This window comes from Candidatus Pantoea formicae (assembly GCF_011752625.1).
Classification (GTDB): domain Bacteria; phylum Pseudomonadota; class Gammaproteobacteria; order Enterobacterales; family Enterobacteriaceae; genus Pantoea; species Pantoea formicae.
In genome coordinates this window covers 237,086-259,552 of sequence record NZ_VWXD01000002.1, presented here as the reverse complement: position 1 = coordinate 259,552, position 22,467 = coordinate 237,086, and the positions used below count along the sequence as shown (strand labels likewise).

The 22,467-nt window shown below is 52.4% G+C and carries 17 protein-coding genes; 11 read left to right on the top strand and 6 right to left on the bottom strand.

Annotation, left to right across the window (positions count from 1 at the left end):
* Nucleotides 1–78 precede the first annotated feature (78 nt).
* A complete protein-coding gene (pepN, locus tag F3J38_RS05915; RefSeq protein ID WP_167136004.1) occupies nucleotides 79–2,694 on the top strand; it encodes an aminopeptidase N in 2,616 nt (871 codons plus the stop codon).
* A 64-nt stretch (nucleotides 2,695–2,758) separates the two neighbouring features.
* On the opposite strand, the gene ssuB is transcribed toward pepN, so the two are convergent.
* The 5 genes from ssuB to ssuE are packed head-to-tail and all read right to left on the bottom strand — an operon-like array spanning nucleotide 2,759 to nucleotide 7,018.
* Nucleotides 2,759–3,550, bottom strand: coding sequence for an aliphatic sulfonates ABC transporter ATP-binding protein (gene ssuB, locus F3J38_RS05910; protein ID WP_167136002.1), 792 nt, complete (start codon nucleotides 3,548–3,550; stop codon nucleotides 2,759–2,761).
* A complete protein-coding gene (ssuC, locus tag F3J38_RS05905; RefSeq protein ID WP_167136000.1) occupies nucleotides 3,547–4,335 on the bottom strand; it encodes an aliphatic sulfonate ABC transporter permease SsuC in 789 nt (262 codons plus the stop codon). The genes ssuB and ssuC overlap by 4 nt, the downstream gene beginning before the upstream one ends.
* Nucleotides 4,336–4,345: 10 nt before the next feature.
* Entirely contained in the window at nucleotides 4,346–5,491 is a 1,146-nt protein-coding gene (ssuD, locus tag F3J38_RS05900) for an FMNH2-dependent alkanesulfonate monooxygenase (RefSeq protein ID WP_167135998.1), read from the bottom strand.
* Between the two features lie 11 nt (nucleotides 5,492–5,502).
* A complete protein-coding gene (locus F3J38_RS05895; RefSeq protein WP_167135996.1) occupies nucleotides 5,503–6,456 on the bottom strand; it encodes a sulfonate ABC transporter substrate-binding protein in 954 nt (317 codons plus the stop codon).
* Nucleotides 6,457–6,466: 10 nt separating this feature from the next.
* On the bottom strand, nucleotides 6,467–7,018 hold the full coding sequence (gene ssuE / locus F3J38_RS05890) for an NADPH-dependent FMN reductase (protein WP_167135994.1): 552 nt from the start codon (nucleotides 7,016–7,018) through the stop codon (nucleotides 6,467–6,469).
* Between the two features lie 777 nt (nucleotides 7,019–7,795).
* Between ssuE and F3J38_RS05885 the strand changes: the two genes are divergently transcribed.
* From F3J38_RS05885 to F3J38_RS05865, 5 genes are all read left to right on the top strand, one after another.
* Nucleotides 7,796–8,776, top strand: a complete 981-nt coding sequence (locus tag F3J38_RS05885) for a glycosyltransferase family 2 protein (protein WP_167135992.1) — start codon at nucleotides 7,796–7,798, stop codon at nucleotides 8,774–8,776.
* Between the two features lie 317 nt (nucleotides 8,777–9,093).
* Nucleotides 9,094–10,620 carry a lipopolysaccharide biosynthesis protein gene (locus tag F3J38_RS05880; protein ID WP_167135990.1) on the top strand — a complete coding sequence of 509 codons (1,527 nt, stop codon included), beginning with the start codon at nucleotides 9,094–9,096 and terminating at the stop codon, nucleotides 10,618–10,620.
* Nucleotides 10,617–11,627, top strand: a complete 1,011-nt coding sequence (locus tag F3J38_RS05875) for a glycosyltransferase family 2 protein (RefSeq protein WP_167135988.1) — start codon at nucleotides 10,617–10,619, stop codon at nucleotides 11,625–11,627. The genes F3J38_RS05880 and F3J38_RS05875 overlap by 4 nt, the downstream gene beginning before the upstream one ends.
* A gap of 118 nt (nucleotides 11,628–11,745) precedes the next feature.
* Nucleotides 11,746–12,756, top strand: coding sequence for a quinone-dependent dihydroorotate dehydrogenase (gene pyrD, locus F3J38_RS05870; RefSeq protein WP_084934692.1), 1,011 nt, complete (start codon nucleotides 11,746–11,748; stop codon nucleotides 12,754–12,756).
* Between the two features lie 269 nt (nucleotides 12,757–13,025).
* Entirely contained in the window at nucleotides 13,026–13,568 is a 543-nt protein-coding gene (locus F3J38_RS05865; RefSeq protein WP_084934691.1) for a cell division protein ZapC, read from the top strand.
* A gap of 4 nt (nucleotides 13,569–13,572) precedes the next feature.
* Here the strand turns inward: F3J38_RS05865 and F3J38_RS05860 are convergent, their stop codons facing one another.
* Nucleotides 13,573–14,682, bottom strand: coding sequence for a YcbX family protein (locus F3J38_RS05860; protein ID WP_167135986.1), 1,110 nt, complete (start codon nucleotides 14,680–14,682; stop codon nucleotides 13,573–13,575).
* 97 nt (nucleotides 14,683–14,779) lie between these two features.
* Here F3J38_RS05860 and rlmKL point away from each other — a divergent pair, with 97 nt between their 5' ends.
* Genes rlmKL through pqiC form a run of 5 tightly spaced genes read left to right on the top strand, consistent with a single transcriptional unit; the run spans nucleotide 14,780 to nucleotide 22,294 of the window.
* Complete coding sequence (gene rlmKL / locus F3J38_RS05855; RefSeq protein WP_167135984.1) at nucleotides 14,780–16,897, top strand: bifunctional 23S rRNA (guanine(2069)-N(7))-methyltransferase RlmK/23S rRNA (guanine(2445)-N(2))-methyltransferase RlmL; 2,118 nt, start codon at nucleotides 14,780–14,782, stop codon at nucleotides 16,895–16,897.
* Nucleotides 16,898–16,902: 5 nt separating this feature from the next.
* On the top strand, nucleotides 16,903–18,816 hold the full coding sequence (locus tag F3J38_RS05850; protein ID WP_167135982.1) for an ABC transporter ATP-binding protein: 1,914 nt from the start codon (nucleotides 16,903–16,905) through the stop codon (nucleotides 18,814–18,816).
* 16 nt (nucleotides 18,817–18,832) lie between these two features.
* A complete protein-coding gene (gene pqiA, locus F3J38_RS05845) occupies nucleotides 18,833–20,116 on the top strand; it encodes a membrane integrity-associated transporter subunit PqiA (protein WP_167135980.1) in 1,284 nt (427 codons plus the stop codon).
* Nucleotides 20,088–21,731 (top strand): intermembrane transport protein PqiB, encoded by a 1,644-nt coding sequence (gene pqiB, locus F3J38_RS05840; RefSeq protein WP_167135978.1) that lies wholly within the window; start codon nucleotides 20,088–20,090, stop codon nucleotides 21,729–21,731. Before pqiA ends, pqiB begins: the two co-directional genes overlap by 29 nt.
* Complete coding sequence (pqiC, locus tag F3J38_RS05835) at nucleotides 21,728–22,294, top strand: membrane integrity-associated transporter subunit PqiC (RefSeq protein ID WP_167135976.1); 567 nt, start codon at nucleotides 21,728–21,730, stop codon at nucleotides 22,292–22,294. The genes pqiB and pqiC overlap by 4 nt, the downstream gene beginning before the upstream one ends.
* The last annotated feature ends 173 nt before the right edge of the window (nucleotides 22,295–22,467 follow it).

Here is a 22,467-nt window from a genome sequence, read left to right as displayed (position 1 = left end):
ACGCATTGTGCGTGGCAACGAAGGCACAACCCGCTTAGACTTTGACGGGTAGACATTTCAACGATGCGAGAAGGACTTATGACGCAACAGCCGCAAATTAAATATCGCCACGACTATCGTGCGCCCGATTACACCATCACTGATATTGACCTGACTTTTGACCTCGATGCGGCTTCCACGCGCGTGACCGCCGTCAGTCAGGTGAAGCGTCTCGGTGCTGCGGATGCTGACCTGCGTCTTGATGGCGAAGATCTCACGCTGATCTCGCTGGCAGTGGATGGCAATCCTTGGTCACACTATCGTGAGGAAGAAGGTGCGTTGGTGTTAAGCCAACTGCCGGAAAACTTTACGCTGACCCTCATTAATGACATCCATCCGGACAAAAACACCGCGCTGGAAGGGCTCTACAAGTCGGGTGATGCGCTCTGTACCCAGTGTGAGGCTGAAGGTTTCCGCCATATTACCTGGTATCTTGATCGCCCAGATGTGCTGGCACGTTTTACCACCACCATTATTGCTGATGCCGCGAAATATCCGTTCTTGCTGTCAAACGGCAACAAACTGGAGAGTGGTCGTCACGAGGATGGTCGTCACTGGGTGAAGTGGCAGGATCCGTTCCCGAAACCTTGCTACCTGTTTGCCTTGGTGGCCGGTGACTTTGATGTGCTGCGTGATAGCTTTACCACGCGCTCAGGCCGTGATGTGGCGCTGGAGATCTTTGTCGATCGTGGCAATCTCGATCGCGCCGACTGGGCGATGACCTCATTGAAAGCCAGCATGAAGTGGGATGAAGAGCGCTTCAATCTGGAATATGACCTCGATATCTTCATGATCGTTGCGGTGGATTTCTTCAATATGGGCGCGATGGAGAATAAGGGCCTTAACGTCTTTAACTCCAAATATGTGCTGGCGAAAGCCGAAACCGCGACCGATAAAGATTACCTCGGCATTGAGGCGGTGATTGGGCATGAATATTTCCATAACTGGACCGGCAACCGCGTCACCTGTCGTGACTGGTTCCAGCTCAGCCTGAAAGAGGGCTTAACGGTATTCCGTGACCAGGAGTTCAGTTCTGATCTCGGCTCGCGTGCGGTAAACCGTATCGACAACGTACGTGTGATGCGCGGCGCGCAGTTTGCCGAAGATGCCAGCCCAATGGCGCATCCGATCCGTCCCGATCAAGTCATCGAGATGAACAACTTCTATACCTTGACCGTTTACGAGAAAGGCTCTGAAGTCATTCGCATGATGCATACCCTACTGGGTGAAGAGAATTTCCAGAAAGGCATGCAACTTTACTTCGAACGTCATGATGGTAGTGCCGCGACCTGCGACGATTTCGTGCAGGCGATGGAAGATGCGTCTAATGTCGATCTGTCGCAGTTCCGTCGCTGGTACAGTCAAGCGGGTACACCGGTGCTGACGGTGCGTGATGACTACAATCCAGAGCTGGAACAGTACACGTTGCATGTGACGCAGCATACGCCGGCAACGGCCGAGCAGAAAGAAAAGTTACCGCTGCACATTCCGCTGGATATCGAACTGTACGACAACGAAGGCAAGGTGATTCCGTTGCAGCACAACGGCCATCCGGTGCATCACGTGCTGAATGTCACCGAAGAGTTCCAGACCTTTATTTTCGATAACGTTCACTTCCAGCCAGTGCCGTCACTGCTGCGCGAATTTTCTGCGCCGGTGAAGCTCGACTATAAATGGAGCGATGCGCAGCTGACATTCCTGATGCGCCACGCGCGCAATGATTTCTCCCGCTGGGATGCCGCACAAAGCCTGTTGGCCACCTACATTCGCCTGAATGTGGCACGCCATCAGCAGGGACAGCCATTGTCACTGCCGCTTCATGTCGCCGACGCTTTCCGTGCCGTGCTGCTGGATCAGCAGGGCGATCCGGCCTTGATGGCACTGATCCTCTCGCTGCCTTCTGAGAACGAAATCGCTGAACTGTTTGACGTGATCGATCCTCTTGCTATCTCCGCAGTGCGAACCGCGCTGGTGCACGCGCTGGCGACGGAGCTCAGTGATGAGTTTTACGCGGTGTATCTGGCCAATCAAAGCCAGGAGTACAAAGTTGAACATGCGGAAATTGGTCGACGCGCACTGAAGAACGTCTGCTTGAGCTATCTGGCATTTGCAGATGCGGAGCAGGCGGATAAATTGGTGCAGGCGCAGTACCATAATGCCAACAATATGACGGATGCGCTGGCGGCGCTCTCGGCAGCGGTTGCTGCACAACTGCCTTGTCGTGCAGCCTTACTGGCTGCTTATGATGAGCAGTGGCATCAGGATGGTCTGGTGATGGATAAATGGTTTGTATTGCAGGCGACCAGTCCAGCGGAGGATGTGTTGAGTCATGTGCGTAAGCTGCTCAATCACCGCTCATTCACCATGGGCAACCCGAACCGTATCCGCTCTCTGATTGGTGCCTTTGCCTCGGGCAATCCAGCGGCATTCCATGCCAAAGATGGCAGTGGCTATCAGTTCCTGGTGGAGATGTTGACCGACCTCAACACACGTAATCCGCAAGTTGCTGCGCGAATGATTGAGCCGCTGATTCGCTTAAAGCGCTACGATGCCGGTCGTCAGGCGCTGATGCGTCAGGCGCTGGAGACCTTAAAAGGGTTGGATAAGCTGTCAGGCGATCTGTATGAGAAGATCAGTAAAGCCTTGAATGCATAAATAAAAACCGCGCAATAGAACTGCGCCGCCACAGCGTTGCTGTCTGTGTCGGCGCAATTTTGCCTTAACGCTGCTGGGCGAATTTCAGCGGTTGGTCAGAGTGATTTCGCTTCATCACACGATCTAACACTTCGGCTTCTAACTCGGCTAAGCGCGCCGACCCACGGCGGCGAGGTCGTGCCAAATCCACTGTTAAGTCCAAGCCAATTTTCCCCTCTTCAATCAGCAGCACGCGATCGGCAATAGCGACGGCTTCGCTCACGTCATGTGTGACCAGCAGCACGGTGAAGTTATGCTGCTGCCACAAGGACTCGATCAGCCCCTGCATTTCAATACGGGTCAGAGCATCCAACGCCCCCAAGGGTTCATCCAGCAACAATAAGCCGGGACGGTGGATCAGCGCACGGGCTAAGGCCACACGCTGTTTTTGTCCGCCAGATAAGGCGGCAGGCCACTCATTGGCGCGGTCGGCCAGGCCGACGGCTTCAAGGGCTTCTAGCGCGGCGGTACGCCACTCACGCCCTTTCAAACCCAGTCCGACATTATCAATCACTTTTTTCCACGGCAGCAGACGGGCATCCTGAAACATCAAGCGCGTATCTTCGCGTGCATCAGCCAGCGGCGCAGTGCCTGCCAGTAACTCGCCGCGGGTGGTGGATTCCAGACCGGCAAGCAGACGCAGTAAGGTACTTTTACCGCAGCCACTGCGGCCAACAACTGCCACAAATTGTCCCGCCGGGATGTGCAGATCGATGTTATTGAGAATCGTGCGGTCGCCATAAAGTTTGCTGACGCCGTTGACACCGACGGGCGTACCGCTGTTTAGACGTGATGGACTCAAAGTTACGTTGCTCATGCGGTCTCCTTCAATTGGTACGCTGGATGCCAGCGCAGCCATACGCGCTCCAGCAGTTGGGCGGCGACATCGGCCAGCTTGCCGAGTAGCGCATAGAGAATGATGGCAACCACCACCACATCGGTTTGCAGGAATTCACGGGCATTCATGGCCAGATAACCAATGCCTGAGTTAGCGGAGATGGTCTCCGCAACAATCAGCGTCAACCACATTAATCCAAGGGCAAAACGCACTCCCACCATGATGGATGGCAGCGCACCCGGCAGGATCACCTGAATAAACAGGCTCCAACCGGAGAGACCATAGCTGCGTGCCATCTCAACCAAGCCACGGTCGATATTGCGGATACCGTGGTAGGTGTTGAGATAAATCGGGAACAGTGTGCCGAGTGCCACCAGGAAAATTTTTGCCGATTCGTCGATGCCGAACCACAAGATGACCAGCGGAATCAGGGCCAGATGCGGCACGTTACGCAGCATTTGCACTGAGGTATCCAGTAAGCGTTCACCGATCCGTGAGGTGCCAGTAATCAAACCGAGAATCAGGCCGATCGACCCACCAATAGCGAAACCGATGGCGGCACGCCAACTGCTGATCGCCAGGTTCTGCCACAGTTCACCGCTAACCGTTAGACTCCAAAAGGTGATAACGATATTTTCAGGTGAAGGCAGAATGCGCGTCGAGAGCCAGCCAATTTGTGAAGCCAGCTGCCAGACGGCAACCAGCAGCACGGGCAACACCCAAGGGAGCAGCGCATTACTCAGCTGTTTTTGAACTTTAGCCATCTTGAACCCCTTAACTCTGTGACACTTTTTGCGGCGTGAAATCGTTCGCCACCGCTTCGCCGTGGGCTTGCACTACGCGCGGTTTTGGCACTTCTGGTACAGCTAAATCGAGGTGTGGGAAGAGCAGTTCACCGACGCGGTAAGCTTCTTCAAGATGCGGATAGCCCGAAAGGATAAAGGTTTCAATACCGAGATCCTGATACTCCTGCATGCGTGCGGCGACAGTGGGGCCGTCACCGACCAGCGCAGTACCCGCACCGCCACGTACGAGTCCCACACCTGCCCACAGATTGGGGCTGATCTCCAACTTATCACGACGGCCGCCATGCAGCGCTGCCATGCGTTGTTGTCCCACTGAATCAGTACGGGCAAATGCCGCTTGTGCTTTGGCAATGGTGGCATCGTCAAGATGCGCAATCAGGCGTTCGGCTGCCTGCCACGCTTCCGCATTGGTTTCACGCACAATCACATGCAAACGAATACCGAAACGCACTTTGCGTCCTTGTGCTGCGGCTTTTGCCTGCACTTGTTCAATCTTTTCTTTGACTAAGGCTGGCGGCTCACCCCAGGTGAGATAGACATCGACTTGTTCCGCAGCGAGGTCTTGTGCTGCATCCGATGAACCGCCAAACCACAGGGGGGGACGCGGTTGCTGTACCGGTTTGAACATCAGGCGCGCACCCCGTACTTTGACGTGCTTACCTTCATAGTCAACGGTTTCACCTTCGGAGACGCGACGCCACACGCGAGTGAACTCAGCGGACTCCTCGTAACGCTCACGGTGATCAAGGAACACGCCGTCGCCCGCCAGTTCTTCGGGATCACCTCCCGTCACCAGGTTAAACAGTGCGCGACCATTTGACAGACGATCCAGTGTGGCGGCCTGGCGTGCAGCTTGCGTGGGTGAAATCACCCCAGGACGCAGCGCCACCAGAAAACGTAAACGCTGTGTGACCGGAATCAGTGACGCAGCCACCAGCCATGCATCCTCGCAAGAGCGGCCAGTCGGGATCAGCACGCCGCCAAAACCGAGACGATCGGCGGCCTGAGCAATTTGCTGCAGGTAACCGTGGTCAACCGGGCGTGAACCTTCAGCGGTGCCGAGGTAGTGTCCATCGCCGTGAGTAGGGAGAAACCAGAATACGGATACGCTCATGATTCAATTCCTTATGGCTGGGCAGATTGTGGATGCCAGATGCGGTCAGCGATATTCACTTTTACCGGCATCAAATGGTTGGCATAAAACAGATCGGCCGTTTGCTGTTGGGCCTGCGCGGTGTGGGCGCTGACCGGCGTAATAGTGGTCGGTGGACGGTGGTCAAGGTAACTGGCGATAACCGGCTTAGGTAACCCCATCGCTTGTGCCAGCAAATCAATACTCTGGTCGCGGTGGCTAAGGGTTAGCGCATCGGCCTCGCTAAAGACCTGTAGAACCTGTTGTACAAACGGACCATGGGCTTCGGTGTAGGGGCGCGTGGCTAAATAGAAGGAACCGGTCTGATTAAGTTTGCTGCCATCAACCAGCACCCGCACATTGCCTTGCAATAGCGCGGCAGAGTAGTAAGGGTCCCAAATCGCCCAGGCATCGACATCACCCTGTTGGAATGCGGCACGCGCATCTGCTGGCGTCAGATACGTGGGCTGAATGTCTTTAAAACTCAGCCCTGCTTGCTCCAGCGCGCGCAGTAACAAGTTGTGCGAGCTGGAGCCTTTCTGGAAGGCGACTTTATGGCCTTTCAGATCGGCCACGCTGTGAATCGGGCTGTCTTTCGGTACCAGAATGACTTCAGCCTGTGGCTTCGGTGGCTCAGCACCCACGTAGAGCAAATCGGCCCCCGCAGCTTGGGCAAAGAGCGGGGGAATATCACCGGTGCTGCCCAAATCAATACTGTCGACGTTTAAGGCTTCCAACATCTGTGGCCCCGCAGGAAACTCGATCCACTTGATGTGGGTGTGCGGAAAGCGTTGCTCCAGCAGTTGATGCGACTTGGCTAACACCATGCTGACCGACCCCTTTTGATAGCCAATCCGCAACTCAGCAGGGGCATCGGCTGCCGTGGCGCTGATGGCAAACAGGGCAGCAAATGCCGGCAACAGTAAACCTGTAAACATCCTTTTCATTACTCTTCCTTTATACCGCTTGGGCGTAGGGTGGGTGGCGACGATGCAGCGCGTGCCAGAAGGTATCCAGCGCATCATCAAGGCGCTCAGCGAGTTGCTGATCTAACTCCGGCTGACGGTCGTAATTTATGATTTGGCCGTCAGTGGCAAATACGCCGTGCAGCACTTCTTGCGCTTTCAGCGCATTGAGCACGGGTTTGAGGGCGTAATCCACTGCTAACAGATGTGATGCACTGCCGCCACTGGCTAATGGCAGAACCACTTTATGCTCGAGTGCACGTTCTGGCAGCAGGTCGAGCAACGTTTTCAACGCACCGGAAAACGAGGCTTTATAGATAGGGGTCGCGACAATCAGGCCATCCGCTAACAGCAGGTCTGCTTTGAGTGCCGCCAACGCGGGAGAGTCAAAGCGTGCATAAAGCAGGTCTTCTGGCTGGAAGTTATGAATATTCCACGGAATGACTTCCACACCGCGTGCTTCAAGGGCGTGCTGGCACAGGCTCAGCAGCGCGGTAGAGCGTGAAGGGAAGCGAGGGCTGCCCGCCAGCGTAATAACTCGCATGGTCACTCCTTATAACTGAAAGTTATTGATTATCTGTTATTGAGAACTGATGTGGTCAATACTGGCAGAGCAGGGGGATGGGCTTAAATGATTTATCTGGCAATCAAAAGGTGGAAAGTGCAAATAGGCGCTTGCCCTCAGCGCCTTGGTCATTGAGCTGGTATAAGCCATTTACGAATAATCTTAAAAACAGCGATTGCGACCCGCTTCATTGATTAATGGCAGCGAATCAATCCGTGGCTAATGATTATCCCTGAAATGATATATCGAGCCTAAGGTAAGTGTAACCACGGTTACGTTTGGTTAAAAATAGGCTGATGGGCGGTGGGAGAATTAACATGAGCGCATGCTGTTATGACGTTAAAAAAAGATGAGATAAATCAGCATCGAGTGCTTCATCGTTTAGCTACCGTTTAATGTTATTTCTCAATAGAAACATTTCGCCTAACTTCTTATTTTTCATGAGTACGCATTTGCTTACATTGGTGTACACATAAATATGTAACTTCCCCCTCAGAGTTGCGACAAAGCTAAATAGTATTAATGCGATTTTAGGTTGAGCACATGAAGAGGTTAGTAAGAGTAATGTGTCGAGAATGATTTAATTAACTTAATTATTTATTGGTCCTGTAAAATAAAAAATCCATCTGCTTAACTGAACCAGAATTTAAAAACTGGTCGTTTATATTGCGTTTAACTCTTTGACGCAATGCTTTTACACAGGGACTTTTCACTGTGGTATTTTCATTTTCTTTTAACCGTATTCGGGGAGCGTTTATGTCTAACATTCTGTTATCTGTGATTATTCCTACCTATAATGTGGAAACCTATATTGTTGAGTGCGTGGACGCGTTGTTGAAACAAATAAGCGCACCCAATGAGATTATTATCGTTAATGATGGCTCAACAGATGGAACACTGGCATTAGTCAATCAGCATTATGGCCATTTGCCTCAGGTGAAAATTATCACCACGGTCAATGGCGGTGCTGGCCAAGCACGCGATACGGGGATTGAAGCAGCACAAGGTGAATTTCTTTTCTTTTGCGATCCGGATGATATCGTTGTTGATGGGTTTGTGCATGAACTGCAACAGGTTTTCTTAGCGCATCCAGAAACGGAGCTCTTTTGCTTTAACTCGCAGATGTTTGAAGAGGGCCAGCGGCACATCACTCGCTCTAAAGTCCAACATAATATGGTGGGTAAACAGGCCTCTCAACAGGTGTTCTCAAGCCTGCTGTGCAACGGCAGCTATACCTCAGCCGCTTGGAGTTATGCTGTAAAAAGAAACTTGGTAGAACAACATCGGATGCGTTTTCGTGACCGTGTGCATGAGGATCATCAGTTCACACTGGCGGCCTATGTTTGCTCGCAGCATGCATGGGTGAGTAAGGAAATTTATTACCATCAGCGCGTACGTCACGGTTCGTTGACGAACAGCAGAAAAAGCGATGACTATTTCCTGCAACGCTATAACGCATTTATGCGTGCCTACAGCACGTTAAAGGTTGCGTTAGGGCGTTCTCCATTGAGAAAAAAACTTGAGAAAGAGTATTTAATGCACTCTTTCCGTTTGATGATTTATCTCTCACTGTATAACGGTACCGCCGTGCCCGAGTATGTGGTTAACGCCATTCGTTTTTTAGGCGGTCAGCATGAACCAGCAAATATCAAAGAGTGGCTACTTATACACCGCCCACACATGTTTATCCGATTACAGAATATAAAAGTGAACAAAGCGTTGCGAAGCGCGGCGTAATTCCATTTTATTCCATGCCAGATAAATAGCCATATCAGTGACGGTTGAACTTAAAGTGTAAGCGTTACGTTATTTGCTGTTAAAAATGATTCAGGTAATGTGCATTTCATCTTAATGTCATCCTTTCTGCTATCGATAAGAAGAAGGGAGGGTGTTTATTTTTCATCGTTGACAAGCTTTTTTTTAAAAGTGTGTCGTTATGCCTGTATTGTCATTTTAGCACCAAGGATAAAATTAAGAATAAGTCTGGTAGGCAGTCATGATGTTCTGTGTCAGGCTCTATTTTTTAGCGAAATTTCCCAGACGCCTCAATACTTATGTCAATTAAACGTAACGCTATTGCCAACTATGTAGGCCAGATTTACCTGACGCTCTCGGGTATTCTGGTTGTACCGCTTTATATCCATCATTTGGGGATGGAAGCGTATGGTTTAGTCGGATTCTTTTCGATTTTATTAACCTGGTTGCAGCTATTGGATGCGGGTGTCTCGACCACGCTGATGCGTGAAGCCGCGCGTTATCGTGCCAACCAATCTGAGTTTATCTGGTTCCCCTCTTTATTTGCCGCGCTGTCCAAATTCTTCCTGATTTCCACGGTGATATTGGTGGTCATCGGTTGGCTGGCAACGCCCTGGATTGCGCATCACTGGCTGGACGCACAGCATCTGCCTTCCTCTGATGTGGTCACCGCCGTGGCGATCATGGTGATTACTGCCGCCATTCGTTGGCGAACCAGCCCATACCGTAGCGTGATCGTGGGTTTCGAACATCAGGTGTGGCTGAATGGCGTCAATCTGGTGATCGTGACGCTACGTACCTTTGGTGCGGTAGTGGTCATTCAGTTGTTTGCTAATCCGGTGCTGAGCTTCTTTATCTGGCAGTTACTGGTCTCAATTGCCGAAGCCGTTTGCCTTATCTACAAATGTTTCCAACTGGTGCCAGCTTCTGCGCGCAAACAGAAGCATGAGAATTTAAAAGAAGTATTAAAGCCGTTCATTCGCTTTGCACTCAGTGCAGCCTACGCCAGTGCGGTCTGGACTTTCATCTCTCAGATTGACCGCCTGGTGCTGTCGAAAACCCTGCCATTGAGTGAGTACGGTTCCTTTACGGTGGTAGCGACCGCAGCCACCGGCATCATCTTACTCAGTAGCCCGATTATGCAGGCCATCGTGCCACGCATGACCGGGATGAAAACGAAGAAAGAGGGTGATTCGCAGTCGCTGGTGCTTTATCGCTACACCACACAGGCGGTAGCGATCTTCATGGCACCACTCAGCATCACCATTGCTTGCTTTGCTGCCCCCCTGTTGTGGGCGTGGACACAAAATCAGCAAGTTGTAAATGAGATGTCTTTTGTACTGAGTTTGTATGCGTTGGGCAGTGGCGTGCAGGCTATCTGTGGTTTGCTTTATCACCTGCAGTACGTCAACGGCAACCTCAAGCTACACGTGAAAGGCTTCTCATGCTTTGCCGTTATCCTGGTACCGCTCAACATATTTGCAGCACTTCACTTTGGTGCGCTCGGCACTGGCTGGTTGTGGTTAGGTCAAAACGTGTTCTACCTGTTGGGTTGGGCGTGGCTGGTACATCGCCGTTTCGCTCCGGGTATTCATTTCACCTGGTTAACTCGAGACGTGCTGCTGGTGTGGGTGGTGGCCGGGTTTATCGCTTGGCTCTGTACGTTGTTACCGATTAGCTGGGACCAAAATCGCTGGTTGAATCTAATGTGGCTTGGTCTGATTGGCATGGTGAACCTGGCGGTGTGCTGTTTGTTGCACAGTCTGGTGCTAAAGCGCCTGCAACTGCCGTTCAATAAAGGCTTTAGCGTTGAGGAGAGAGAATGAACGGCCAGAGTCAGAAAGCGGCTGCTGCGACCATCACGGTGATCATCCCGAATTGGAACTGTGCGCCGTGGCTTGAGGAAGCAATGGATTCGCTGGTGGGACAATCTTCCCCCCCTGAGCAAATTATTGTAATTGATGATGGCTCAACGGATAACAGCGTTGCACTGCTGCAGGCAATGGCCGCTCGCTATCCTCAAATCGACCTGTTGCAGGCTGAGCGTGGTGGTGTCAGCGCCGCGCGAACGCGTGGGCTGGAGATCGCCTCCGGGGATTTCATCTATTTTATGGATGCGGATGATTTCGTCGGCAAAACGCTGTTTGCCGATTTCCGTCGTGCCAAGGTAAAGCATCCTGAAATGGAGCTGTTTTGCTTTGGCGCAAAAATGTTTACAGATTCGCCCGTTGCCCAGCGTCAGTATCAGCTGTTTCACCAGCGCAACATCCATGGTGCTTTTCCGGGCGGGAGTACCACGCTACGTAATATGATCACCCAACAATCTGCGCACCGCGTGTTGTGGAGCAGCATTGTTTCCCGCCATCTCATTGAGCGCGTGGGCGTACAGTTTTTGCCGATTCAAAACCATGAAGATGCGCCTTATATGTTTGCCCTGTACATGCAAGCACAGGAAGTGGTGCTCACAGGCGAAAGCTATTACTACAAGCGATTTATGGTGACATCGTTATCGCAACGTAAAGCGACGTTTGCCTGGGTGGAAAATTACTTTATTGCCCGCGGCAACAGCGAAGGTTTTATGCAAACGTGGGGAATGCCTGCCGACGAATGGCTGCTGGACCGCTATTACGAACCGGTGATGTATGGTTGTTTGATTGAGATGCGCAAAAACAACATTGACGTCCCAAAGGAGTGGCATGTCACCATCGACCAGCTGATCCGCAAAGTGACGAGTGAGAGTAAACGCATGAAACTGCAATGGTATTATCCCACGCTTTACAACGGCTTGAAGGCGAGCCGCAGCCTGTTAGCGCGCTATACCGTTAAGCGCTGATTTTGATCAACACCTGTTCACCTGATTGAATTTACTTTTGCGCCAGAGGCCTTTACCATTCTGGCGCACAAAATTTCGTGCACCCGACTTCCCTTGCTTCCGCTATTCAGGAGAGTGCATGTTATATCCTATCGTCCGGCCAGCACTGTTTAAGCTCGATCCAGAGCGTGCGCACGAACTCACCTTTCAACAATTGCGTTTCATCAGCGGTACACCGTTGGAGGGATTGATTCGTCAGTCGCTGCCGTCACGTCCTGTGAACTGCATGGGATTAACCTTTCCCAATGCACTTGGACTGGCTGCAGGGCTTGATAAGAACGCGGAGTGCATTGATGCCTTTGGTTCGATGGGCTTTGGCTTCGTTGAAGTGGGAACGGTGACGCCTCGTCCGCAGCCAGGTAATGACAAGCCGAGGATGTTCCGCTTAGTGGAAGCGGAAGGGATTATCAATCGCATGGGCTTTAATAACCACGGCGTTGACCACTTAGTTGAGAACGTTAAAAAAGCGCGTTTTAAAGGCATCCTTGGTATCAATATTGGCAAAAATAAAGATACGCCGGTGGAGCAGGGCAAAGACGATTATCTGATCTGCATGGAAAAGGTGTATGCCCATGCCGGTTATATTGCCATCAATATTTCATCACCCAACACGCCAGGATTACGCACGCTGCAATATGGCGAAGCGCTGGACGATCTGTTATCCGCCATCAAATTAAAACAAAAAGAGCTGCAAGAACGGCATCTTAAATATGTTCCAGTGGCGGTGAAGATCGCGCCGGATCTTTCTGAGGAAGAATTGATCCAGGTTGCCGACAGCTTAGTGCGTCATGAAATTGATGGTGTGATTGCTACAAATACTACCCTCGATCGCGCGCTGGTTGCTGGGCTTAAATATGCAGACGAAATGGGGGGATTAAGTGGCCGCCCGGTGCAGTCGCGCAGTACTGAAGTGATTCGCCGTCTGTCATTAGAGCTGCAAGGACGCCTGCCTATTATTGGTGTCGGTGGTATTGATTCACTGGTTTCTGCGCGTGAGAAAATCGCCGCAGGCGCTACCTTGGTGCAGATATACTCCGGTTTTATTTATAAAGGCCCGGGTTTAATTAAAGATATCGTGACCCACCTCTAAGACATTTCTCACTTTCCCGCGCCGGGGGGTTTATTTATCCCTTCGGCTCGTTTATATTTTGTTCTGCTGATGTTTTTTTCAGCTTTTCCTTAGCGCAATATTTTTTTAATTAAGCGTTCAGAGCCCTAAATAATTCGCTTTACAGTAAGGCGGCAAGTGAGTGAATCCCTCGAACTTACTTAAGTAAGTGCTGGGGTGAAAACATTAGCCAGCGCAATTGAGAAGTGAAGCATGACGGGGTTAGCGCAGCGATAACTACAGGGCATATCATGAAGTTTAAACCTGATGATAACTGGCGTTGGTATTTTGACGCAGAGCATGACCGCATGATGCTGGATTTGGCTGATGGGATGCTATTTCGCTCGCGCTATTCACGTAAAATGCTGACGCCGGATGCCTTTAATGAAAGCGGCTTTTGCGTGGATGATGCCGCACTCTATTTTACTTTCGAAGAGCGTTGCCGTCAGAGCGGATTAAAAGGCGATCAACGTGCCGAACTCGTGTTAAATGCCTTAGTTGCCAGCCGTTTTCTTAAACCCCTGATGCCAAAAAGCTGGCATTTCACCTCTCATGCGCACAGCTGGCAACCTACCGCGGGTGATATGGTCGCGGTGACGCTGGCCGACAGCGGTGAGCAGGCGCAACTGCTGGTAGTGGAAAGCGGTGAAAATGCAGCTTTGTGTCTGCTGGCGCAAAATGCGCTTTCCGTGGCAGGCAAAGGCATGCAGCTGGGTGATGCAATCAAGATCATGAACGATCGTTTGCGCCCACATCAGTTGGAGCAAGCTGCCCATTTGGCGCGAGCGGTTTAAGCGTTTACGCCAGTTCGATATCGCCTACTGGGATACAGCTACAGCTCAGAATGGTGCCATCCGTGCGCACTGCGCTTTTCTTGAGTGCTTTCACCTCGCCACTGACCAAAGTCATTTTGCAACTGCCGCAAATCCCGGCGCGACATGAGTAGGGAATACGAAAACCCTGCATCTCCAGCTGTTCTAGCAGCACTTGCTGATTGTCACCGGTAAATTCTCGTCCCTGATAGCCAATCACCACTTCAGCTTGTTGGCTGGCAGCAGGTTTCAATGTTTCAACCACCAAACCTGGCCCATAGGCACGCGGGGTCTGGCGTTCAACCACGCTCACCCGGTCGCCTACGCGAATAACACCGCTGTTCAGCGCAATAAGATTCAAGCCAAAATCAATATCCCCACTGCCATCCTGGCCGCTACGGAAGCGTTGAAGCGTGGCGAGGGGTTCACCTTCCGAGTGCTTACGCCCGCTTTCTGTTCCCACGGTCGTAAAGACGCAGCGGCTACAAGGTTTGGGCATTTCGAAGGTAATATCGCCAATTTTCACCCGCTTCCAGCTATCTTCATCCCAGGCGTCGGCGCCGCTGACCACCAGATTAGGACGGAATTGCTCAACACGAACACTGGCTGGGCAACGTTGTTGCAGATCCTGCAATGACGCCATATTCACCAGCAGGAAGGGGAAACCATCAGCGAAACTCAGAGGCACATCGTCAAAGCGTTTTACACGCCGTGTCGGTGTTAATCCGGTCCAGCGCAGTTGTACCGGGCGGGGAAAGAAATTGCTCAACCAATGGTTTATCTCGTCTGGGGCAATATATGAGGTGAAATGGTTGCCCCAGACTTCAGTCGGTGATGGCTGTGAGGTGAAGTCGCTAAAGCGCACCAGCGCCTGAGTGCCATCCGGCGCATTCAGAAACAGGCCGTCAGGCAACAATGCCGGGGTAAAACGTACCATCTCTGGATATTGTCTTGCGGTGATAAAAGTGCCGTCCAGTTCGGTCACCATAAAGATACGATCAAACCCTAAACCGCTCTCCAGCACCTGTGCATGAGACAGTTGCAAGCCACGCATGGATTTGACCGGGTGAATATAAAGACGGGACAGGGTGATCATCGCACCTCCAGACTGACAAAAAGAAGCTAACTTTATGACATAGGACGCTGATTCGCTATAATGCGCAACAATTTTAGCAAGAGTAAAAAGTGACGATATGAATTCTCTGTTTGCCAGTACGGCGCGTGGGCTCGAAGAGCTGTTAAAAACTGAGCTAGACGCGCTGGGTGCGCAGGATTTGCAGGTGGTGCAGGGCGGCGTCCACTTCCGTGCCGATGACCGTGTCATGTACCAAAGCCTGCTGTGGAGCCGACTGGCTTCGCGTATTTTGCTGCCGCTGGGAGAATTTGGCGTCTGGAGCGATCTCGATCTGTATGTGGGTGCGCAGAGCATTCCCTGGACCGAGATGTTCGACAGCAATACCAGCTTTGCCATTCACTTTAGCGGCACGAACGAGGTAATCCGCAACAGTCAGTTTGGTGCGTTGCGTATCAAGGATGCGATTGTTGATAGCTTTACGCGTCAGAATCTGGAGCGTCCAAGCGTGGATCGTGAACAGCCGGGCATCCGTGTTAATGCCTGGTTGAATAAAGATCGTGTCAGCATCGCACTGGATCTGAGCGGTGATGCGCTGCATCAGCGTGGCTATCGCCAGCAAACCGGTCAGGCACCGCTGAAAGAAACGCTGGCAGCCGCGATTGTGATGCGTTCTGGCTGGCAGAGCACCACGCCATTGATCGATCCGATGTGCGGTTCCGGTACTTTACTGCTGGAAGCGGCATTGATCGCCACCGATCGCGCGCCGGGCCTGCTGCGTACCCATTGGGGCTTCAACCGCTGGAAAAACCATAATCAGGCGGTCTGGCAAGAGGTCTTGGCTGAGGCGAAAGAGCGTGCCCGTGTGGGCACGGCGGCCACCACCGCGCGTTTCTTCGGTTACGACAATGACAGCCGTGTGCTGGAATCCGCGCGTGCCAATGCGCGTCGTGCAGGGGTATTCGAACTGTTCACCTTTGCCCAGCAGGATGTGATTAAGCTGAAGAACCCGCTGGCAGGCCAGGAGATCACCGGCACCGTGCTGAGCAACCCGCCTTACGGTGAGCGTCTGGAAAGTGAACCGGCGTTGATTGCGTTGCACAGCCTGCTGGGACGCATCATGAAGCAGCAATTTGGTGGCTGGAATCTGTCACTGTTCAGTGCGTCACCGGAATTGCTGAGCTGTTTGCAACTGCGTGCCGATCGCCAGTTCAAAGCCAAAAATGGCCCACTTGAATGTGTGCAGAAAAACTATCAGCTGGCCGCGACCAGCGGAGAAGGCAGTGCGCAGATTGCCGAAGACTTTGCCAACCGTCTGCGTAAGAACATCAAGAAGCTGGAAAAGTGGGCGAAGCAGTCCAACATTGAATGCTATCGCCTGTATGATGCCGACCTGCCAGAATACAACGTCGCGGTAGACCGTTACGGCGACTGGGTGGTGATTCAGGAGTATGCCCCACCCAAAACCGTGGATGTTAACAAAGCGCGTCAGCGTCTGTTCGATGTGATCAGCGCAACCTTGAGCGTGCTGGAGATCCCGGCCAACCACCTGGTGATGAAAACCCGCGAACGCCAGAAAGGAAAAAATCAGTATCAAAAACTGGGCGAGAAGGGCGACTTCTTCGAAGTGCAGGAGTTTGACGCGCGCCTGCTGGTGAATCTGACCGATTATCTTGACACCGGTTTGTTCCTTGATCACCGTCTGGCGCGTCAGATGCTGGGCAAAATGAGCGCTGGCAAAGACTTCCTGAACCTGTTTGCTTACACCGGTACCGCCAGTGTGCACGCGGGATTAGGCGGCGCGAAAACCACCACCACCGTCGATATGTCGCGTACCTATCTGGAGTGGGCCGAGCGCAACCTGCGTCTTAACGGTCTGACCGGACGTCAGCATCGACTGATGCACGCCGATTGCCTGAGTTGGCTGCGTGACAGCGACGAACAATTTGATTTGATCTTCATCGATCCGCCGACGTTCTCGAACTCCAAACGAATGGAAGACGATTTTGACGTGCAGCGTGACCACATGATGCTGATGCAGAATCTGAAACGTCTGCTGCGTCGCGGTGGCACCATTATGTTCTCGAATAACAAGCGCGGCTTCAAAATGGACCTCGACGGCTTAGCTGCTCTCGGTCTGCAGGCGCAGGAAATTACCCAAAAAACGTTGTCGCAAGATTTCGCACGCAACCGTCAAATTCACAACTGCTGGCTGGTTAGCCACGCCGGTAAGGAATAAGTTTTATGTCACTGATCAGTATCCATGGCGCTTACCTCTCATTCAGCGATGCGCCGCTGTTGGATAACACCGAACTGCACATCGAAGAGGGCGAACGCGTCTGTCTGGTGGGCCGTAACGGTGCCGGTAAATCCACACTAATGAAAATCATCAACGGCGAACAACCGCTGGATGATGGCCGCATTATTTACGAACAAGATTTGGTTGTGGCACGTCTGCAACAGGACCCACCGCGCAACATTACCGGTTCAGTCTACGATTTCGTGGCTGAGGGCGTGGCGGAACAGGCCGAGCATCTGAAAGCCTACCATGCGATTTCCCATCTGGTGATGGAAGATCCGAGCGAGAAAAACCTCAACGAGATGGGCCGTCTGCAAACCATTCTGGACCATCAGAATTTGTGGCAGCTCGATAGCCGTATCAATGACGTATTGCAGCAGATTGGTCTGGAAGCTGACACTGAGCTTTCCTCACTCTCCGGTGGTTGGCTGCGTAAAGCCGCGCTGGGCCGTGCGCTGGTGAGCAATCCACGCGTGCTGATGCTTGATGAACCGACTAACCACCTCGATATTGAAACTATCAACTGGCTGGAAACCTTCCTCAAGACCTTTACAGGCAGCATCGTGTTTATCTCGCACGACCGTTCGTTTATCCGCAATATGGCGACGCGTATTGTCGATCTCGACCGCGGTAAACTGGTTTCCTGGCCGGGCGATTACGATCAATTCCTGCTGGGTAAAGAAGAAGCACTGCGCGTCGAAGAGATGCAGAACGCGGAGTTTGACCGCAAGCTGGCGCAGGAAGAAGTCTGGATTCGCCAGGGCATCAAAGCGCGCCGTACCCGTAATGAAGGCCGCGTGCGCGCATTAAAAGCGCTGCGTCGTGAACGTTCAGAACGCCGTGATGTGATGGGCAAAGCCAACATGCAGGTCGGCGAAGCGGCGCGCTCAGGCAAGATTGTGTTTGAGATGGAAAACGTCAACTACAGCGTGGATGGCAAAACGTTGGTGCGTGATTTCTCCACACAGGTGCAGCGCGGCGATAAGATCGCCCTGATTGGTCCGAACGGCTGTGGTAAAACCACCTTACTGCGTCTGATGCTGGATGAGTTAAAAGCGGACAGTGGTCGCGTGCACTGCGGGACTAAGCTGGAGATCGCGTACTTCGATCAGCACCGTGCTGAACTGGATCCGGATCGTACCGTGATGGATAACCTTGCTGAGGGTAAGCAAGAAGTCATGGTGAACGGCAAGCCGCGCCATGTGCTGGGTTATCTGCAGGACTTCCTGTTCCATCCAAAACGCGCGATGACGCCTGTACGTGCATTGTCCGGTGGTGAGCGTAACCGCCTGCTGCTGGCACGTCTGTTCCTGAAGCCCAGCAACCTGTTGATTCTTGATGAACCGACCAACGACCTCGACGTGGAAACGCTGGAGCTGCTGGAAGAGCTGGTGGATGGTTATCAGGGCACCGTCATGCTGGTGAGCCACGATCGTCAATTCGTCGATAACACCGTCACCGAATGCTGGATCTTTGAAGGCAACGGTGAGATTGGTGCCTTTGTGGGCGGCTATCACGATGCGCAGCTGCAGCGTAGTGCCTATAAGCAAACCAAATCCGCCACGGTGAAAACGTCATCCGCTGCGCCTAAAGCGGCAGATAAAAGTCAGGAGCCCAAACGTAGCGCGAACAAACTCAGTTATAACCTGACGCGTGAACTGGAACAGTTGCCACAGAAACTGGAGCAACTGGAAACGCGTATTGGTGAACTGCAGGCGAAGATGAGCCATCCTGACTTCTTCAGCCAGCCACACGATAAAACCCAGCCGGTTCTGGATGCGTTAGCGCAAACGGAGCAGGAGTTGGAAGTGGCCTTCGAACGCTGGGAAGAGCTGGAAGCGCTGAAAAACGGCGCGTAATACAGAGGAAGTGATCATGTGTGCAACGGGCCAGGCGCAGCAGTGGATACTCTGTCCACAATGTGATTTAACCGTCAAACTGCCTGCCGTGCCGGTGGGCAGTCGGGCGCGTTGTCCCCGTTGTCACACCACACTGACAGCTAACTGGCATGAACCGCGCAAACGTCCTACTGGGTATGCTTGCGCGGCACTGTTCATGCTAGTACTGGCGAACCTTTTTCCCTTCATCACTATGCATGTCGCTGGCTTGAGTAGTCAGATTTCGCTGCCTGAAATCCCGGAAGTGATGGACCGCGAGGACTATCGCAGTTTGGCCACGCTGTTCCTGCTTTTTGTGCAAGGCATTCCTGCCTTCTGCATGTTGAGCATTATTCTGCTGGTGAATCGGGTGCGCATGCCGCACAGCCTGCGTCTTGGGTTAGCGCGTATTCTTTTTCATTTACGTAGCTGGGGTATGGCTGAGATCTTTATGGCCGGCGTGCTGGTGAGTTTTGTCAAACTCATGGCCTATGGTGAGATTGGTCTTGGCATTAGTTTTTGGCCATGGTGCCTGTTTTGTCTCTTGCAGTTGCGCGCCTTCCAGTGTGTTGACCGCCGCTGGATGTGGCAATCCATCGATCCGCTTCCGCCTCTGCCTATGATACCCATTGCGGGTACCAGCGGCCTGAAGCAAGGATTGCGCAGTTGCCCTTGTTGTACCGCGATATTACCCGTCGCTCAGGTTGATTGCCCGCGTTGTGGTGTGACCGCACAGCCGCGTCGTAAGCACAGTTTGCAATGGACGCTGGCGCTGCTGATCACCTCGGTGATGCTCTATATTCCCTCTAACATTATGCCCATCATGGTGACTGAAACGCTTGGCTCCCAGTATCCCTCCAATATTATGGCAGGCGTGATTTTACTGTGGAGCGATGGTTCATGGCCGGTAGCGCTGGTGATCTTTATCGCCAGTATTATGGTGCCTTCGCTAAAGATGCTGGCGATTGCCTGGCTATGCTGGCATGCCAGCGGCCGTGGTCAGCGTGATGATGAGAAAATGCACCTGGTTTATGAGGTGGTGGAGTTTGTTGGCCGCTGGTCAATGATTGATGTGTTTGTAATAGCCGTACTGTCCGCGTTAGTGCGCATGGGACGGTTGATGAGTGTTTATCCTGCGCCAGGCGCGCTGCTGTTTGCCATGGTGGTGATTCTCACTATGTTTGCAGCCATGACATTTGATCCGCGCCTGATTTGGGATCGACTACGGGAAACTGAACGTAAGGAGCCGCGTCTTGACGGACAACCATCACGGGACTGCTGAAGTTGACCAGATAAAACGCTGGTCACCGGTCTGGATTGTACCCATCGTCACGCTATTAATTGGCGGATGGATCCTGTTTTATCATTTTAGCCATCAAGGCCCGGAAGTGACGTTGATCACCGAGAGCGCTGAGGGTATTGAGGCCGGAAAAACCACCATCAAAAGCCGCAGTGTGAATGTCGGCGTGGTGGAGAGCGCCGTGCTGACTGACGATCTGCATCATGTTGAGATCAAGGCTCGACTCAATTCGGGTATGGAAAAGCTGCTGCATGGTGACAGCGTATTCTGGGTAGTAAAGCCGCAGATTGGTCGTGAGGGCATCACTGGCCTCGGCACCTTGCTGTCAGGTGCCTATATTGAACTGCAACCGGGCACTAAGGGCGATCAGCCCGAGCGCTATTCGCTGCTGGATGCGCCACCGCTGGCACCACCGGATGCCAAGGGTATTCGTGTGACCCTCGACAGTAAGAAAGCGGGGCAGTTAAACGCAGGCGATCCGGTATTGTTCCGCGGCTATCGTGTAGGGACGGTGGAAACCAGTACCTTCGATACTGACAAGCGCATGATGACGTATCAGCTGTTTATTGCGGCCCCTTATGACCGTCTGGTGACCACCAATGTACGTTTCTGGAAGGACAGCGGGATCGCCGTGGATATGTCAGCCTCAGGTATGCGTGTGGAAATGGGCTCATTAACCACGCTCTTTAGCGGTGGTGTGAGTTTCGACGTACCAGACGGCGCTGAGCTGGGGCAGGTCGCTGAAAACAAAGCGGAATACCATCTGTTTGACGATCAACGCAGCATTCAGGACTCGTTGTACACCAATCACACCGACTTCCTGCTGTTCTTTACCGATTCCATTCGTGGTCTGCAGGTGGGCGCACCGGTTGAGTTCCGGGGTATTCGTCTGGGAACCGTTTCCCAGGTGCCTTACACGATTCCGGGTGTGAATCAGGCACTGAATACGGACTATCGCGTACCGGTGCTAATTCGTATTGAGCCGGACCGCTTTATCAATCGACTGGGTGGCGACTTCAACCTTGAACAGCACCTGCAAGACGGTAAGAAGCGTGGTCTGCGTGCGACATTGAAAACCGGCAATCTGCTGTCGGGTGCGCTGTTTGTTGATTTGGATTTCTATGACAACGCCCCAGCGTATAAAGGGCCGAATGAAGTGGCGGGCTTGGAAGTCATCCCAACCGTCAGCGGTGGCCTGAACCAGATTCAACAGAAACTGATGGCGGCACTGGATAAGATCAACGGTCTGCCACTCAATCCAATGTTGAATGAAGCGACGGGAACCTTGAAAGAGAGCCAGCGCACGCTGCAACAGTTGCAGAAGACACTGGATAACCTCAATCAAATCACGGCCAGCCCGGCAATGAAAACGCTGCCAGCAGATATGCAGCAAACCTTGCGTGAGCTGAATCGCAGCATGAAAGGTCTGCAACCAGGATCGCCAGCCTACAACAAGCTGGTGGGTGACATGCAGCGGCTTGATCAGGTGCTGCGCGAGTTGCAGCCAGTGCTGAAAACGCTCAATACCAAGAGCAACGCGTTGGTGTTTGAAGCCAAACCGGGCCAGGATCCCCAGCCAAAGAGGGCGAAACAGTGAGAAAAGGGCTGATTATGGCTGCGCTGCTACTGTTGGCAGGCTGCAGCAGTACGATTGAAAATACCTATTATCAGCTGCCTTCGGGCAGCAATATGGCGCGGGTGGAAAGCACAGCTAACGGCAACCAGCCAATGATTTGGGTCGAACAGGTCACCGTACCCGATTTTATGGCGGGGAACGGCTTGGTGTACCAAACCAGTGATGTGAAATACGTGATTGCGGCGAATAATCTTTGGGCCAGCCCCTTAGATCAACAACTGCAGCAAACGCTGGTGACCAACCTAAGCAAAGCCTTGCCAGGCCGTCTCGTTGCCAGCACACCGCTAGGAGACACTCACGATACACTGACAGTGAATGTCACCGGATTCCAGGGACGTTACGATGGTCAGGTGGTGGTGAGCGGCGAGTGGTTGCTGCAACATCAAGGGCGTCTAATCAAACATGGCTTTAATCTGACACTGCCGCAAACAGAAGACGGTTATGACGCGCTGGTGCGCACGCTCGCTATCGGCTGGCAGCAAACGGCGCAACAAATCGCAAATAGTGTCATTTCGCTAAATTAAGATTTGTTCGAAGCTTATGCTAAGTCCTTGATTTGCTGCTGTGTGATCGCAGTCAAATCAGGGGCTTTTTTATTGCCGAATCAGCCAGATATACGTGCAGTTGACAATTATATATGTCGATTTAACGTCGAAATGATGACATTGGCGTGAATTTTGCGCATTGACCTTTCTTC